This window comes from Marinobacterium stanieri, assembly GCF_900155945.1.
Lineage (GTDB): Bacteria > Pseudomonadota > Gammaproteobacteria > Pseudomonadales > Balneatricaceae > Marinobacterium > Marinobacterium stanieri.
The window spans coordinates 185,961-201,825 of sequence record NZ_FTMN01000005.1 but is presented as its reverse complement, the minus strand read 5'-3'; the positions used below and the strand labels follow the sequence as shown (position 1 = coordinate 201,825).

Here is a 15,865-nt window from a genome sequence, read left to right as displayed (position 1 = left end):
AAAATCGTAATCGAGGCAGCCGAGACAAGGCAAAAAACGGCGAAAAAGCGGAGTTTAGTAAACTAAATGAGCATTTTGAGCCGTTTTTTAACGATGTATTCGGCAACGCAGATAGATTTTCAGTTCCCTGGAAACCACTTGAGCTGATTCAGGACCGTCCATCGGTTCCAGGTCAGCTCCTGTCCCCCGAAAACAAGAAAACCCAAGCAGGAGACAGTTATGTCCTACTCTTCTTCCGCCACTGCAACTGGCGCTCAGGAAGGCGCACACAGCAAACGCGGCTTCTGGTCGTCACGCCTGGCCTTTATTCTGGCCGCCACCGGCTCCGCCGTGGGGCTGGGCAACATCTGGAAATTCCCCTATATCACCGGTGAAAACGGTGGCGGGGCCTTCGTACTGGTCTACCTGATCTGTATCGCCGTCGTGGGCATACCGATCATGATGGCGGAAGTGTTGATCGGCCGTCGCGGCGGTCACAGTCCGGTCAACAGCCTGCGTCAGATTACGCAGCGGGACAAACTGAACCCGGCATGGAAATGGGTCGGCGCCATTGGCGTGCTGGCCGGCTTTTTGATTCTATCTTTCTACTCAGTGATCGGCGGCTGGGCCCTGTCCTACGTCGGCACTTCGGCCGCGGGCCAGTTCAGCGGTCAAACCGCCGACGCCGTGGGCGGCATTTTCTCCGGCCTGCTCAGCGATCCGATGACGCTGCTCAGCTGGCATACCCTGTTCATGGCACTGGTGATGGTGGTGGTTGCCCGTGGGGTCAGCTCGGGTCTGGAGCGCGCCACCAGCATTCTGATGCCGGGCCTGTTTGTCCTGCTGCTGATCATGGTGGGCTACGCCATGACGTCCGGTCATTTCGGTGAAGCGGTCAGCTTCCTGTTCCAGCCGGACTTCTCCAAACTCACCACCTCCGGTGTACTGGTTGCCCTCGGCCACGCCTTCTTCACCCTGAGCCTGGGTATGGCGGTGATGATGGCCTACGGCTCCTACCTGCCGAAAAACGTATCTATCGCCAAAGCCTCCGTCACCGTGTCCGTGATGGATACCGGTGTTGCCCTGCTGGCTGGCCTCGCCATCTTCCCGATCGTATTTGCCAACGGCATGGAGCCGGGCGCAGGTCCGGGCCTGATTTTCCAGACACTGCCGCTGGCCTTCGGTCAGATGCCGATGGGCACCCTGTTCGGCACCCTTTTCTTCGTACTGCTGGTATTTGCTGCCTGGACCTCTGGCATCTCCCTGCTGGAACCGCTGGTGGAATGGCTGGAAGAACAGAAAGGCATGAACCGTACTGTCAGTACGCTGATCGCAGGTCTGGTGTGCTGGGTGCTGGGTATCGCGTCCATCCTGTCGCTGAACCTCTGGTCGGATGTCGCACCGCTAGGCATGTTCGCCATGTTCGAGGGCAAAACCATCTTCGACCTGCTGGATTACCTGACCGCCAACATCCTGCTGCCGCTGGGCGGCCTGCTGGTGGCTGTACTGGTCGGCTGGTTCATGTCGAAGCAGGCACTGCAGAACGAGCTGTCCCTGTCCGAAGGCGGTTTCAACCTCTGGTACAACACCCTCAAGTTCATCACGCCGGTCGCCGTACTGGTGGTGTTCCTCTATAACCTGAGCTGATAAGGCGCGGGTGGGCACCGGCAACAGACTGTCGCCGGTGCCCTTCTCCCGGTTTGGGCTGGTAAACTGACACCAGCAATGACCGAGAGGCTCGCACGATGACACACCCTGACAATCGACGTCTGATCATATTCACCGGTGCCGGCATCTCCGCCGAGTCCGGTGTTCCCACCTTCCGTACCGGCCCCGACGGCCTCTGGCATAACCACCGTATCGAGGATGTCTGCAATATCGACACCTTCGAGCAGAACTACGATCTGGTGCATGAGTTTTACAACGCCCGCCGCACCGCCCTGCAAGGTGTTAACCCCAACCCGGCCCACCAGGCCATCGCCGACCTGCAGCAACAACATGGCGAGCGTGTCCGGCTAATGACTACCAACGTGGACGATCTGCACGAACGTGCCGGCAGCCCTGTCGTCGAGCATATCCACGGCAACCTGCTGGAACTGGTGAATCTGGCCGAAGGTGAGATCCAGCCGATCGGTTATGAAGCCTTCGATCACGCCGCACACCCGCCCCACTTCAAACCCAATGTGGTGTTTTTCGGTGAAGTCGCGCCGGTTTACCGGGATCTGTTCGAGCTGATGAACTCACTGAGCAGCGATGACCTGGTCTTGGTGGTCGGCAGCAGTGAATCCGTGGTGCAGTTCTGCCTGCAGGCCTATCAGGGCAGTGGTGGTGAAGCGATCATTCTCTATGTGGACCCCACCGAAACCTGTCCCTACGACCGCATGCTCGGTGCCGGATTCAAGCCCTACACCGAACATTTTCGCATGGGCGCGGTAGAAGCCCTGAGCCAGGGCTCCGATGTGCGGGCATGGGTGGAGGAGTGGCTGCAGGGCTGAGGTGCCTGCAGCCAAAGCAGGCTTAACCGGCCGCTTGCGGCTCCATCACCTGCACTACCTGCGCTTGCACATTCGGGTGCCCCAGCTCATGCGCCAGCGCGTCCATTCCTGCTTCACGCAGCGCAGCGGCCAGCTCTGTGCCGGCTTCACTTTGCAGAGCTGCCTGATGCAGACCCAGCAGTATCCCAGCGGAGTCTGTCTGCCCCTGCAGATGTTTAGCCGCCTGACAGAGGATGCTGAAGTTGCGCAGCCCGCGTGCATGGGTTTTGCCATAACCCTTGATAAGCTCAGGCAACTGCGCCACTTCCAGCGCCAGGGGCGCGTCCGTACGCGACAGCTCGGTCAATAGCGCCAGCCATTGCTCAATGCGCTCCTGTTCCAGCGCATAACGCAGCGTTCGATGACGCCAGCGGCGCATGCGCGCGACCAGATACAGCGGCAGAAAACCGCGCAGGCTTTGCGTTGAAACCGTTTTGGGACCGGCAAACAACCGATTCAGCAACGACGATGCCCAGCCCGTTTTCAGCACCCAACGCCCCAGCCCCGCCGGCAGGGTTTCCGCTACCTCATCAATGCGAGGGTGCAGGTACTCGTGGAAATAGGACACCTGCTGCGCATCGATACCCACTTCCTGATACAGCCCCTGGAAGCGGCGTGAACGAGTTTTGATCTCAGCGACGCGGATGGTGTCTTCATAGGCCATCCACACTGCCAGACGAGCCGCCACTCGCTGGCTCAGTAAGCGTCCGCCATCCGGTTGATTCGCCTGCTCCAGCTGCAGAACCTGCTGCATGCGCTGCACATAGAGTTCAGCATATGTCAGCCCTGTATGATCCAGCAGCCGACGCACGCCTTCTGTCAAAGGCGCCTGCAGTTCAGCCGGGAACGCCTGCTCCACGCGCGCCAACAGCTGCCTGATTCCTTCATCCTGCCCCTGGTAGATCCATTGATACACCTGAGGTGCCTGTTGCGGCAGGTCGGTACAGCCATCGCCCTTCAGTGCCTGATCATGACCGGCTGCAAAGGCACGCAAACTGGCATCAACACCAACCCCGCCGTTGCGGATCGCCTGCTCGAAAGCATCACGCTCGAACGGCAGTACTCGACTGCCACAGAGTGCACCGAACAGAACAGCACTGACCACACTGCCCGTTTGCGTTGCCAGCGCCGCCATATCAAAGCAGAGATAACGCTGTGCCATCTCACCGGCCGCCTGGTGGATAACCTCAGGGTCAGACAACGCATTGCCCAGCGCTTCCTTTTCCGATACCGCATAGGCTCGGTGTGAAGAGGCAATCAGGGTTGTACGATCCGGTGTCACAAAGCCACGCTGGATGGCTCGTCCGGCCTCCATCAGTTCGGCGGCAATCACCAGATCCACATCGCCACTGGCCGGGGACAGGGACAACACCGGCGCTTCCAACTGACCGCTAACCGGTTTGAACAATTCCAGATAATAGATGGTCGCCCCTGTTCGCTGGGCTACACCGGGTACCGAAGTCGTCTGGGCAATCCAGCCCGAGTGCTCGGCCATGCCGATGATCCAGTCCGCCAGAACACCGCCGCCCTGGCCACCCATCGCCGTAATGGCGATGTTGATCCGTTGTTTGTTGTTCGTGCTCATCGGGATACTCCTTCCAGCAGATCCAGTTCCTGTCGCTTCACGGCGCGACGCTGCAGCCAGCCGATCACGGCCTGTGACAGGCGACGACGCTGACGCTCCAGCCAGCCGGCATTGCGCACCACCTCAACCTTGACGAATGAAGGGCAGAGGATGTCGGCATGCACGTTCTCGCCACAGAGGCCGCAGCCGACACAGCTGTTATCGATATGGGTGACGGGATCACTGCGCCAGGGGTCCGGGTTGGGCTTGACGGTCAACGACGGGCAGCCCGACAGGCGGATACAGGCGCGGTCACCGGTGCAGGTGTCACCGTCGATGGCAAAGCGACTTTCCACTACCCGCTGTCCGTCCTGGATCTCCTTGCGGCGTTCACGCTTCTCGCGTCGCTGGCGATTGAGCATGCATTCCGACTGGGCCACGATCACCTTGGGGCCCACGCCCTTGGTGGTGACGGCTTCCTTCAGTGCCTGCTTCATCGCCTTGACGTCGTAGGTACGGGTCAGCGTTTTCACCCACTTCACCCCCACACCTTCCACCGCACGAGCAATGGAATGTTGAGTCGAACGCTCCGGGTTATCGGCTTTGGACGAGAGAATATCCTGACCGCCGGTTGCCGCAGTGTAGGCGTTGTCGATGATCAGGTTAACGCCGTCACTCTTGTTGAAAACCGAGTTGCCGATACCGCTGGTAAGGCCGTTATGCCAGAAGCCGCCATCCCCCATGATGGCAATCGCGGGCTTGCTGGATGGCACATTGAAGGCCGACGCAGACGCGCCACCCAAGCCATAGCCCATGGTTGTGGCGCCGATATTGAATGGCGGCAAAATGGAGAACAGGTGGCAGCCAATATCACAGCTGATGTGGAAGTCACCCTGCTCTCGCTGCAGCTGTTTGATTGCGGAAAACACCGGCCGCTCCGGACAGCCGGTGCAAAAACCGGCCGGCCGGGCCGGGACCGCCTGGTCCAGCGCCTCGACCGACAGGGGTTTTGAAGGCACCAGTTTTATGCCCACTTCATCCTGAAGCAGATCCGGGGTTTGTTGCTGCAGGAACTGGCGCAAACCGTCCTTGATCACATCACAGGTGTACTCGCCATATCGCGGCAGCATCGACTTGCCGAGCAGTCGGGTGGTACAGCCGGCACGGGCAAAGATGCTGTTGATTTCATGTTCTATGAATTCGGGGCCGCCCTCTTCAATCAGCAGCAGCGCCGATTTGTCCTGTGCAAACGCCAGCAGCTCGTCATCCACCAATGGGAAAGCCACGTTGAGTACATAGAGCGGAATCTCTGAGTTGCCAAAGGCATCGGCCAAACCAAGATGTTCCAGCGCACGAATGGTGGTGTTGTAACAACCGCCCTGTACCACCAGTCCGATATCCTTGCGCGGCCCATCGAACACTTCGTTGAGACGGTGTTCCTTGATAAATTGAATTGCGGCCGGCAACCGGTCCTCCAGTTTCTCTTTCTCGTGTACAAAAGTAGACGGCGGCAAAACGATACGACTCAGATCCCGTTGGGGGTTTTCCAGCGCATCGCCCAGAGTAAACGACGGTTTCACATTGTCCTTGGCCGTGAAATGACCATGCACATGACAAGCACGAATGCGCATCTGCAACATGACCGGGGTATTACTGGCCTCGGACAGCTCGAAGCTTTTCTCTACCGCATCCACGATGCTGGGCAGGTTGGGCCGAGGGTCCAACAGCCAGATATGCGATTTCATGGCAAAGGCGTGGGTGCGCTCCTGCATGATTGAGGAGCCTTCGCCGTAGTCTTCACCGATGACCACGACAGTACCACCGGTGACACCGCCGGAGGCCAGATTGGCCAGGGCATCCGAGGCCACATTGGTGCCCACGGTAGACTTCCAGGTCACAGCACCGCGCAGCGGATAGTGCACCGATGCTGACAGCATGGCTGCAGCTGTAGCCTCGCTGGCACTGGTCTCGAAGTGCACACCCATGTCATCCAGAATTTCATCCTTGGCATCGGCCAGGACATCCATCAGATGAGAGATGGGCGAGCCCTGGTAGCCGCCAACATACGCCACTCCAGACTGAAGCAGCGCCTTGGTCACGGCGAGAATGCCTTCCCCCTGGAAGGTTTCACCCGCTCCGGCGTGCAGTTTCTTGACCTCTTTCTTGAATGAGCGCTCAGCCATGGTGAGTCTCCCTTGCCGTAGGCACCGCAGACTGCGAATGCCAGTGTTTCAATTCATCAATATCGGGACAGCGGATCATCTGCAGAGCGTTTTCCAGCTCCTCCCGCAGCATCCGCATGCTGTGATCTGCCCCCGCCTCGCCCAGCGCCGCCATGGCGTACATGAAGGTGCGCCCCAGCAACGCAAAATCGGCACCCGCCGCCAGTGCACGCGCTACATCGAGCCCCGACCGGATACCGCTATCCACCAGCAGCGGGAACGCTGGCCCGACCGCCTGACGGATGCCCGGCAGTGCTTCCAGCGTCGATGGACAGGCATCCAGCTGGCGACCGCCATGGTTGGACACGATAATGCCGTCGACCCCCAGGCTCTGGCAGTGCACAGCATCTTCGGGGTGCAGCACGCCCTTCACCAACAAGGTGCCTGGCCAGCGGCGGCGAAAGCCTTCCAACCGTTGCCAGGACACAGCGCCTTCCACCTTGGCCGGCAAAAAGTCATTGGATGCGCGCTTGTAGGGGTGCAGGTTGCTAAAGCTGGGCATCCCCTTACTCAGCTGCCTGAATGCCCAACCGGGGTGACGCATCACATCCGCACAAACACCCAGACCGGGACGTGGCGGCAGGGACAGACCATTGCGCATATCACGCTCACGGCGGCCGCCCACCGGCACATCGACCGTCACCACCAGCACCTGATAACCCGCTCGTTCCGCCCGATCGAGGATGTCACTTTCAATCGCCGCATCGCTGAAGGGATAAAGCTGAAACCAGGCTTGCTGACCGGCCAGCTCAGCCACTTCTTCCAGCGATGTGGTCGCAAACGTGCTGGCCACCAACGGGCAGCCATGTGCACGTGCAGCACGTGCCAGGTGACTGACCGCCAGGGGACAGATCAGCCCATCCATGCCAATGGGCGCGACGCCAAAAGGTACCTGGTAGTGCTGACCAAACAGGCGAGTACCCAGATCCACTGCACCGCAGGTATTGAAGTAACGCGGCGTCAGATCGGCCTGATCAAACCCGCGCGTATTGCGAGCCAGCGCAGCCTGACGGCCACTGCCGCCCTCAAGATAATCAAATACAAAACCGGGCAGGCGACGGCGCGCACGACGCTGCAGATAAGTCGAAGAGGGATATCGACTCATCAATCTCTTGTCTGACATGGGATCACCCGACAGATCTGTGAAAATTCGGAAGCCTTAAGTGGCCCGTCACCAGGACGGGCCGAGGCTGGATTAACTGCCGAAATGCGCTTTCAGGTCGCCAACCTGCTTCGGACTGATCTGTTCAAGCGCCTGCCAACCGGCCTGCTGGGACAGCTGCTGGAAACGTTTGCCTTGTTCCGGGCTCAGCTCGATGGCCTGAATGCCCGCTTCCGCCTGCTTCTGCTTTTCCAGCTCGGCATTTTGTGCCGCCTTGGCATTCAATGACTCCACCCAGGCAACCTGCTTGTTGAGGAAGGCACGCTGCTCGTCATCCAGTTTGGACCAGCTGTCCTGGTTCATGAACAGGCTGATTTCCACGTTGTAGAAGCCGGGCTCCACGCGGTAGGCAGTTTTCTCCTGCCAGCCCAGATCGAAGATCCCTGTGGCCGGCCAGCCATAGCCATCAACCACACCACGTTCCAGCGCGGTAAGCACCTCGCCGGGCGCAACCTGAAGCGGTGTGGCATCAAGTGCCTGGAAGAAAGGACGATAGACCGGCACGCTGCGTAGCTTGAGACCGGAGAAGTTGGTCGAATCGACTTCCTTGTTGGTATACACGTGGTACTGGATGCCATCGGACAGGCGCGCCAGCCACAACATATTGGCCTTGTCGCGGTGCAGCTGGTCCATAAGTGCATGGCCGCCGTTTTCACGCAGCTCCGCCATCGACTTGTTGGTCAGGGTCATGGCCAGGGTTTCCGGCACCATATTGGCGTGAAACACACCGGTGGTGTTGGCGATATCGACGATACCGGCCCGCACGGCGTTGCCGATCTCGAACGGCGGAATTGCTTCAGGGCCGCCGACCAGATTGATCTGCACCAGCCCCTTGCCCTCAGCGTTCACCTTCTCGACGAACTGCGCAAAACGCTGATTGAAGTAGGTATCCGGGCCAAAGGCTGATACCGCTTTCAGCGTGACCTCAGCCGCCTGTGTCATCATTGGGGTCAGAACCAGCAGGCTACCGCAGAGCAATTTCTTAGATTTATTATTCATGCACTTCACCATTGTGTTGGGTATTGGATGTCGTTTTTTGTCGGCTCAGGGCCGTTCATTGTTATCAGGTCTTGGTTGAGCTATTTCATGAGACTTGGAAGCCCCGTTGCCAACCAGGGCAGCAACAGGATGCACACCAGCACCAGCGCCTCGATTAGCAGGAAAGGTACCGCTGCCGCATAGATCTGTGGCAGGCGAATGGACTTGGGCACCACCCCCTGCATCACCATCAACAGCAGGCCAAAGGGTGGCGTCAGCAGGCCCAGCTCCATGGCAATCAGCATCATCACGCCCAGCCACACCGGATCGATCCCGGCGGCAGCGGCCAGCGGCATAAAGAACGGCAGGGTGATCATCATCATGCTGACCTGATCGATGACGCAGCCCATGATCAGAATGATTGCCAGCATGCCCACCGTCAGCCAGAAGGCCGACAGCTCATAATCCGTGATCAGCGACAGCAGACCACCGGTGGCACCGGAGAAGCTCAGCTGCTGGGAGAAACCGGTAGAAGCCACCAGCACGAACAGAATGATCACGGAGACCTTGGTGGTTTCCATCAGCGAAACCATCAGGTTTTTCAGCGTCAGGGTGCGATAGGCCAGGGTCGCGATCAGCGAGGCCAGTACACCGATGGCGGCCGATTCAGTGGGCGACGCCCAGCCAGCCAGCATGCACCCCACCACCGCGACGAAGATTCCCAGCAGCGGCACCACATCGCGGAAGAAAGGCCACCAGCGCTGCCAATGGCTGGGCTGACCGATATCCAGCTGTGCGTCTTCATCACCCTGATCAGCCTCTTCCTTGCGTGAACGCAAGATCACATAGGCGAGGAAACCTGCAGCCATCAACAAGCCCGGAATGATGCCACCCACCAGCAAGCCACTGATCGAGACGCCGGCCAGACTGCCCAGCATTACCGCCAGCGCGGACGGGGGAATCAGCATGGCGATGCCGCCCACAGCCATGATCGGCCCCATGGCAAGGGTCGGGTGATACCCGCGTTTGAGCATTTCCGGCAGCATCGCGCTGCCCATCATGGCGGTATTGGCAATCGTTGAACCGGACAGCGCAGCAAAGGTGGTACCACCGAGAATGGACACCACCGACAGCCGACCCGGCAGACGCGTGATCAGCTGTTCAATGCTGGAGATGGCTCTGAAGGCCAGGCCGGTATGGAACAGCAGCTCACCCATCATTACGAACAGGGGAATGGGTGTCAGGGAGAAGCTGCTGATGGCACTGACCGAGTTGCGCACCAGCTGCGCCAGCCCCGCCTCTCCGCCCATAAACAGCCAGGCACCGAGCAGGTTGACGCCGAGGAACGCGAAAGCGACCGGCAGCCCGACCAGCATCAGGGTAAACAGCGTCCCCAGCATGATCATCAGTGCGTGATACCACTCCATCACAGCACCTCCTCATCAGATGTAGCGGAAGACAGCGGCAACAAGCGACGCGCAAACTCCAGCGTCATCAAACCAAAGCCCAGAATCATCGGCAGATTCAGCCACCACTCGGGAAACACCAGTACCTTGAACACCAGGCTACCCTGCTGTGCCTTGTCCTGTGCCACGTCGATGGCAAACCAGGTCAGTAGCACACAGATCAGCAGGCCCAGGGCACTGATCAGACGATCCGCCCACACGCGCCAACCCGGCGCCAGTGCTCGCAGCAGAAGATCGATACGGATATGCCCTTCCTGATACAGCAGCCAGGGTGCGGCCAGCATGGTGGCCGTCATCAGCAGGTATTCACAGACCTCGACGGTCCAGGGCATGGAGACAGTGGTCAGGTTACGCAGGAAGATATCGGTGCACACCAGCGCTCCCATCAGGGCAAACATCAGCGCCGCAAGCACACCACAGCCGGTCAGCAACCGGTGGTAGTACCCCTTGGCCAGAGCTGGCCGAGGCTGTTCCAGGACAGTGTCCATAGTGTGTCTCTCTTATTATTGTTGTGCAGATTGTTGGGTTGGCAGCGGCTGCTAGGCCGTCGCAGCGACCGTCTCGTCCAGATATTGCTGTATCTGGTGGCGAATCTCGGCCGGGATGCTGAGTTTCTCCACCCGCTCACCGATACTGGTAAAGCAGAGCACCACCTCGGCTTCAAATACCGGATTGTCCGCTTGAGCGGAGCGGATGCTGAGCACAATGGAGCTGTCACCGATTCGGTTACACACCAGTGACAGCTGCAAACGATCACCCTGGCGACAGGGGGACGCAAAGCGGATATTCAAGTTGACGGTGGGAACCCCGGCACCGAAGCGCTGTTGCATGGTTTTGAACGCAAATCCTATGTGTTCAAACCAGTCTTCGACGGTATCGTTAACGATTTCCAGGTAACGGGGGTAGAACACGATCCCGGCGGGATCGCAGTGTCTGAAGCGGATCAGTTCTTCGCGTGAATACCGCATAGTGGGCTCCATCAGGCTACTGAAGTTTTCTTTTTATTGTTTTGCTCAACTGCATCAGCTGAAGATGCAACTGCTCAAGATCGCCTTCGCTGATCTCATCCAGCAGTGTCGAAATCCATTCCTTATGGCGCTTCGCCATCTGTGTGAATACTTCACTTCCTGTTTCGGTGAGGTGGATGATTTTGACGCGGCGGTCCTCCGGCAGCGCCTGGCGTGCCACCAGACCATCCCGTTCCAGGCGATCCACCACACCCGTGATATTGCCGTTGGACACCTTCATCCACTTGGACAGGGCCGACATCTTCTCGCTGCCACCGGCGTGGTGCAGCGCTGCCATGAGGTCGAATTGAGGCAGGGTTACATTGAACTCGTTCACGAACAGCGTGCGGAGTTCCTGTTCAATCAGTGCCGTGTTCGACAGCATCCGAAACCAGGTTTTGAGTGCCAGTTCGCTATCCATTACTTGGTCCATTCCCTCAGCTGAGCATTGATAATGATTCAAACACTAATATTTCATACATAAAATATCAAACTGTGAAACATATCATCCCGCTGTTGGAATCATGCGTAGGGGCAAGCAGAAGGGGACCCGGCTACAAGGAGAAAGGAAGGGAGCACCCTGCCTGAGAAGGGGTCAGGCAGGGGTACTGGCTGGATTTTACAGCCTCAGCCGAAGCGATAGCCGGACAGCGTTGTTTCCAGCACGCGGTCGGTAAAGTCACGCTGGCCTCTGTCTTCACCAGCGGCACCTGCCGTGACCATCAACGGAATCAGGTGCTCTTCGGCACGGGGCGGGTGACACTGGCGCGCCATGGGGGCCTGTTCCCACTGACTCAGCCCCTGGAAGCACTGCTCCGGTTCCGCCTCTACGGTTTGCTTCAGCCAGGCATCGAACTGGTCCGAGATGGGTCCAAAACGAGGATCGCCATAGCCGCGCATGTTGTGGAAGCTCATGCCGCTGCCCACAATCAGAACACCCTGCTCACGCAGCGATGCCAGGGCACGACCGGCCTGCAGGTGTGCTTCAGGGTCCATATCCTGACGCAGAGACAGCTGCACCACCGGGATTTCAGCCTCGGGGAACATCAGCTTCAGCGGGATAAACATGCCGTGATCGTACCCCCGCTCATCGTCGCTGGCCGCAGCCAGACCTTCATTGCGCAGCAGCTCAACCACCTGCTGTGCCAGCTCAGGATGGCCCGGCGCCGGATAGGTCAGCTCATAGGTATGCTGCGGAAAACCGTAGTAGTCGAAAATCAGCTCAGGACTGGCACCGCTGGTAACCCGAAATTCGGTCTCCAGCCAGTGTGCCGACACCATCAGGATCGCCTTGGGCTGCTCCGGCAGGGTATCGCGAATGCTGCGCAGGTAAGCAGCCATGTTGTCCCAGGCATCAGCCGGGTTCCAGTCCATGAAGAAACAGGGGCCGGCACCATGGGGAACAAAAACAGTGGGTTGTTTAGCGGTCATATCACCTACTCCTCTGAGTTCGGAAAGCCGATGTTCGTACCGGAAATTCAGTTCAAATCATGTCGCGGCCTGATGAGGTAATAGTCATACAGCAACCACTTACCATCAATCGGGCCGTAATTATCGAATTGATCAAAAAAATGAATCATTCACCTGACAACCTCCCCCAAGCAGAGGACGGAGCCCGGCTCCGCCCTCTGAGAACCCTCGTGATCAAGCCGCAGCAGCTCTGTCGGCGCGCAGAACCCTGGCCGCTTCCACCATATTCTGCAGCGCTGGTATCACTTCACTCCACTGGCGGGTTTTGAGGCCGCAGTCCGGGTTTACCCACAGACGTTCAGCCGGTATGCGTTGAGCGGCCAGACGCATCAACTTCACCATCTGCTCCACCGACGGAATGTTAGGGCTGTGGATATCGTAGACACCCGGGCCGATCTCGTTCGGGTAGTGGAAGGCATCGAACACATCCAGCAGCTCCATGTCGGAACGGGAGGTTTCGATGGTGATCACGTCCGCATCCATCTGTGCGATCGCCTCGATGATGTCGTTGAACTCCGAATAGCACATATGGGTGTGGATCTGGGTGGTATCGGAAACGCCATTGGCGCTGATACGGAAGGATTCCACCGCCCAGCTCAGGTATTCGTTCCACTGGCTGCGACGCAGTGGCAAGCCTTCACGCAGGGCGGCTTCGTCGATCTGGATGATATTGATACCAGCGGCTTCCAGATCCTGCACCTCGTCACGGATCGCCAGTGCAAGCTGCTGACAACTGAGCGAGCGTGGCTGGTCGTCACGCACGAAAGACCAGTTCAGGATCGTGACCGGGCCGGTGAGCATGCCCTTCATGGGCTTGTCAGTCAGTGACTGGGCGTACTTGATCCACTCCACCGTCATCGCGTTGGGGCGGCTGATATCACCGAACAGGATGGGCGGTTTCACGCAGCGAGAACCGTAGGACTGCACCCAACCGAACTGGCTGAAGGCGTAGCCATCCAGCTGTTCACCGAAGTATTCCACCATATCGTTCCGCTCGGCTTCACCGTGCACCAACACATCCAGACCCAGCGCTTCCTGTTGCTTTACCGAGAACTCAATCTCCTGCTTCATGCGGATCTCATATTCACCCGCATCAAGTTCGCCTCTCTTGAAGGCCCGACGGTTCTGGCGAATCCCCTGGGTCTGCGGGAAAGAACCGATGGTCGTAGTCGGATACAACGGCAGCTTCAGTTTTTCACGCTGCACCGCGACACGTTGCGGATAGGGGCTGTTTCGCTCCCCCAAAGCCGCATCAATAGCACCGACAGCCTTCTGCACACGCGGGTTGTGCACGCGATGAGAGGTACGGCGGCTATTCAGTGCCGCCAGGTTTTCTGCCAGTTCTGCCACGACGGAATCGCGGCCATGGTTCAAGGCGCTGTGGATAACCCTCAGCTCATCCAGTTTCTGCTGGGCAAAAGCCAGCCAGGAGTGAAATTCCGCATCCAGCGTTTGCTCGCTGGACAGGTCCACCGGCACATGCAGCAGGGAGCAGGACGGCGCGATCCACAGGCGCTTCCCGAGCTGCTGTGCGACCGGTTCCAGCCAATCCAGCAATGCGCTCAGGTCGGTTTTCCAGATGTTGCGACCGTTCACCACCCCCAGCGACAGCACCTTGTCGGCAGCCAATTGACGGATGACCGATGCCACCTCCGCACGGGCATTCACGGCATCCAGGTGCAAGCCCGCCACCGGCAGGCTACACGCCAGTTCCAGGTTGTCGCCAAGTTGACCGAAGTAGGTCGTCAGCAGCAGCTTCACACCGCTGTCAGACAATGCCGCGTAAGCGGTGCGGAAGGCGTCCTGCCATTCCGGTGAGAGATCCGTCACCAGTGCGGGTTCGTCGATTTGTACCCATTCCACGCCCTGCTCTGCCAGCAGATCGAGCAGTTCAGCATACACCGGCAGCAACTGTGCCAGCAGGCTCAGAGGCTGGGTCTCGTCCTTGGATTTGCCCAACAACAAATAGGTAATCGGTCCAATCAGCACCGGTTTGGCGTTATGGCCCTGCTCACGGGCTTCGGCCAGCTGTGTCAGCAGGCGGGCCGGGTTCAGGCTGAAGCAGGTTTCGGCACTGAATTCCGGCACGATGTAGTGGTAATTGGTGTCGAACCACTTGGTCATCTCGCCGGCATGAACCGCGTTGTCGTCGGCATCGTTGGCAGAACGGCCACGGGCAACGCGGAAATACTGGTCCAGCTCCGAGCCTTCCAGCCCCTGAATACGCGCTGGCAGGTTACCCAGCGTAAAGCTCATATCCAGCACCTGGTCATACAGAGAGAAGTCCCCCACCGGCACGAAATCCAGCCCGGCTTGACGCTGCCAGTTCTGCTGACGCAGATCGGCTGCCGTGCCAAGCAGCGCCGCCTCGGTCGCCTCACCTTTCCAGAAAGCTTCCTGGGCAAATTTCAGTTCACGACGAGCCCCGATACGCGGGAAACCAAGGTTATGCAGCAGGGTTTTGTGTTCTGTGGGACGGCGCATGACTCTCTCCATGATTCAATTCAAGAGAGATGCTAGCCCTTATGAATGATGAAAAATAATGGCATTATCTCATCAACCAATTAGCTCAAATCATGGATTGATATGCTTGAACGCCACCACCTGATGATCCTGCGCGCCGTCGACCAGCAGGGTTCTCTCACCGCCGCCGCCGACACTCTCTGTCTGACACAATCGGCACTGAGCCACTCGGTGCGCAAGCTGGAACAACAGCTGGGCACGCCGATCTGGCAGAAGGAAGGCCGCCGCCTGCGCCTGACCCAGGCCGGTGAATATCTGTTAAAACTGGCTGAACGGCTGCTGCCGCAGTTTGAGCATGCAGAAGATCTGATGCAGCAGTTTGCCAGCGGTCAGCGTGGCACCCTGCGCATCGGCATGGAGTGTCACCCCTGCTACCAGTGGCTGCTGAAAGTGGTCAGCCCCTACCTGAAACTCTGGCCGGGCGTGGATGTAGATGTGCGGCAGAAATTCCAGTTCGGCGGCATGGGCGCTCTGTACGGCCATGAGATCGACCTGCTGGTGACACCGGACCCCCTGCATCGCAGCGGCCTGGTATTCGAGCCGGTGTTCGATTACGAACAGGTGCTGGTCGTCGGCCCCGAGCATGCCCTGTTTGGTCAGACACGAGTGGAGCCCGAGCAACTGGTTCCCGAAACCCTGATCACTTACCCCGTGGAGCCTGACCGGCTGGATATCTTCAACCGCTTTCTGACCCCTGCAGGCTGTAGCCCGTTGCGGCACAAGCAGATTGAAACCACGGATATCATGCTGCAGATGGTCGCCGCCGGACGTGGCGTCGCCGCCCTGCCCCGCTGGCTGGTGGAGGAATATCAGCAACGCCTGCCGCTGCACCCCCTGCGACTAGGCGAAACCGGTGTGGATAAGCAGATCTTTCTGGGCCTGCGCAAGGACGACGTGCAGGTGGATTACCTGCACGCCTTTGTGGAGCTGGCACGCCAGTACAATCAGCCTCCAGCCTGA

The 15,865-nt window shown here is 58.8% G+C and carries 13 protein-coding genes; 3 read left to right on the top strand and 10 right to left on the bottom strand.

Annotation, left to right across the window (positions count from 1 at the left end):
- Positions 1-219 precede the first annotated feature (219 nt).
- A complete protein-coding gene (locus BW956_RS12770) occupies positions 220-1,626 on the top strand; it encodes a sodium-dependent transporter (protein WP_076463058.1) in 1,407 nt (468 codons plus the stop codon).
- Positions 1,627-1,724: 98 nt separating this feature from the next.
- Complete coding sequence (locus tag BW956_RS12765) at positions 1,725-2,474, top strand: SIR2 family NAD-dependent protein deacylase (RefSeq protein WP_076463057.1); 750 nt, start codon at positions 1,725-1,727, stop codon at positions 2,472-2,474.
- A gap of 22 nt (positions 2,475-2,496) precedes the next feature.
- On the opposite strand, the gene BW956_RS12760 is transcribed toward BW956_RS12765, so the two are convergent.
- The 10 genes from BW956_RS12760 to metE form a co-directional block, all read right to left on the bottom strand.
- Positions 2,497-4,098: an indolepyruvate oxidoreductase subunit beta family protein gene (locus tag BW956_RS12760; RefSeq protein WP_076463056.1), complete on the bottom strand. Its 1,602-nt coding sequence runs from the start codon at positions 4,096-4,098 to the stop codon at positions 2,497-2,499.
- Positions 4,095-6,260, bottom strand: coding sequence for an indolepyruvate ferredoxin oxidoreductase subunit alpha (locus tag BW956_RS12755; RefSeq protein ID WP_076463055.1), 2,166 nt, complete (start codon positions 6,258-6,260; stop codon positions 4,095-4,097). The genes BW956_RS12760 and BW956_RS12755 overlap by 4 nt, the downstream gene beginning before the upstream one ends.
- The gene (locus BW956_RS12750; protein WP_175612012.1) at positions 6,253-7,404 is read right to left on the bottom strand and encodes an alpha-hydroxy acid oxidase; all 1,152 of its coding nucleotides are present in this window, start codon (positions 7,402-7,404) and stop codon (positions 6,253-6,255) included. The genes BW956_RS12755 and BW956_RS12750 overlap by 8 nt, the downstream gene beginning before the upstream one ends.
- Positions 7,405-7,494: 90 nt before the next feature.
- A complete protein-coding gene (gene dctP / locus BW956_RS12745) occupies positions 7,495-8,460 on the bottom strand; it encodes a TRAP transporter substrate-binding protein DctP (protein ID WP_076463053.1) in 966 nt (321 codons plus the stop codon).
- 80 nt (positions 8,461-8,540) lie between these two features.
- Positions 8,541-9,866 carry a TRAP transporter large permease gene (locus tag BW956_RS12740; RefSeq protein WP_076463052.1) on the bottom strand — a complete coding sequence of 442 codons (1,326 nt, stop codon included), beginning with the start codon at positions 9,864-9,866 and terminating at the stop codon, positions 8,541-8,543.
- Positions 9,866-10,393, bottom strand: a complete 528-nt coding sequence (locus tag BW956_RS12735; protein ID WP_076463051.1) for a TRAP transporter small permease — start codon at positions 10,391-10,393, stop codon at positions 9,866-9,868. The genes BW956_RS12740 and BW956_RS12735 overlap by 1 nt, the downstream gene beginning before the upstream one ends.
- A gap of 51 nt (positions 10,394-10,444) precedes the next feature.
- Positions 10,445-10,873 carry an acyl-CoA thioesterase gene (locus BW956_RS12730; RefSeq protein ID WP_076463050.1) on the bottom strand — a complete coding sequence of 143 codons (429 nt, stop codon included), beginning with the start codon at positions 10,871-10,873 and terminating at the stop codon, positions 10,445-10,447.
- 16 nt (positions 10,874-10,889) lie between these two features.
- A complete protein-coding gene (locus tag BW956_RS12725) occupies positions 10,890-11,333 on the bottom strand; it encodes a MarR family winged helix-turn-helix transcriptional regulator (RefSeq protein WP_175612011.1) in 444 nt (147 codons plus the stop codon).
- Positions 11,334-11,539: 206 nt separating this feature from the next.
- Positions 11,540-12,343: a DODA-type extradiol aromatic ring-opening family dioxygenase gene (locus BW956_RS12720; protein ID WP_076463048.1), complete on the bottom strand. Its 804-nt coding sequence runs from the start codon at positions 12,341-12,343 to the stop codon at positions 11,540-11,542.
- Positions 12,344-12,556: 213 nt separating this feature from the next.
- Positions 12,557-14,866, bottom strand: coding sequence for a 5-methyltetrahydropteroyltriglutamate--homocysteine S-methyltransferase (gene metE, locus BW956_RS12715; protein ID WP_076463047.1), 2,310 nt, complete (start codon positions 14,864-14,866; stop codon positions 12,557-12,559).
- Between the two features lie 102 nt (positions 14,867-14,968).
- On the opposite strand from metE, the gene BW956_RS12710 reads away from it, so the two are divergent.
- A complete protein-coding gene (locus BW956_RS12710; RefSeq protein WP_076463046.1) occupies positions 14,969-15,865 on the top strand; it encodes a LysR family transcriptional regulator in 897 nt (298 codons plus the stop codon).

What these genes read in the sequence shown, in the direction of transcription:
- BW956_RS12720 (WP_076463048.1), bottom strand. Translation starts at nt 12,343, where the DNA reads ATGACCGCTAAACAACCCACTGTTTTTGTTCCCCATGGTGCCGGCCCC.
- dctP (WP_076463053.1), bottom strand. Translation starts at nt 8,460, where the DNA reads ATGAATAATAAATCTAAGAAATTGCTCTGCGGTAGCCTGCTGGTTCTG.
- BW956_RS12750 (WP_175612012.1), bottom strand. Translation starts at nt 7,404, where the DNA reads ATGAGTCGATATCCCTCTTCGACTTATCTGCAGCGTCGTGCGCGCCGT.
- BW956_RS12710 (WP_076463046.1), top strand. Translation starts at nt 14,969, where the DNA reads ATGCTTGAACGCCACCACCTGATGATCCTGCGCGCCGTCGACCAGCAG.
- BW956_RS12740 (WP_076463052.1), bottom strand. Translation starts at nt 9,866, where the DNA reads ATGGAGTGGTATCACGCACTGATGATCATGCTGGGGACGCTGTTTACC.
- BW956_RS12765 (WP_076463057.1), top strand. Translation starts at nt 1,725, where the DNA reads ATGACACACCCTGACAATCGACGTCTGATCATATTCACCGGTGCCGGC.
- metE (WP_076463047.1), bottom strand. Translation starts at nt 14,866, where the DNA reads ATGCGCCGTCCCACAGAACACAAAACCCTGCTGCATAACCTTGGTTTC.
- BW956_RS12770 (WP_076463058.1), top strand. Translation starts at nt 220, where the DNA reads ATGTCCTACTCTTCTTCCGCCACTGCAACTGGCGCTCAGGAAGGCGCA.
- BW956_RS12735 (WP_076463051.1), bottom strand. Translation starts at nt 10,393, where the DNA reads ATGGACACTGTCCTGGAACAGCCTCGGCCAGCTCTGGCCAAGGGGTAC.
- BW956_RS12760 (WP_076463056.1), bottom strand. Translation starts at nt 4,098, where the DNA reads ATGAGCACGAACAACAAACAACGGATCAACATCGCCATTACGGCGATG.
- BW956_RS12725 (WP_175612011.1), bottom strand. Translation starts at nt 11,333, where the DNA reads ATGGATAGCGAACTGGCACTCAAAACCTGGTTTCGGATGCTGTCGAAC.
- BW956_RS12755 (WP_076463055.1), bottom strand. Translation starts at nt 6,260, where the DNA reads ATGGCTGAGCGCTCATTCAAGAAAGAGGTCAAGAAACTGCACGCCGGA.
- BW956_RS12730 (WP_076463050.1), bottom strand. Translation starts at nt 10,873, where the DNA reads ATGCGGTATTCACGCGAAGAACTGATCCGCTTCAGACACTGCGATCCC.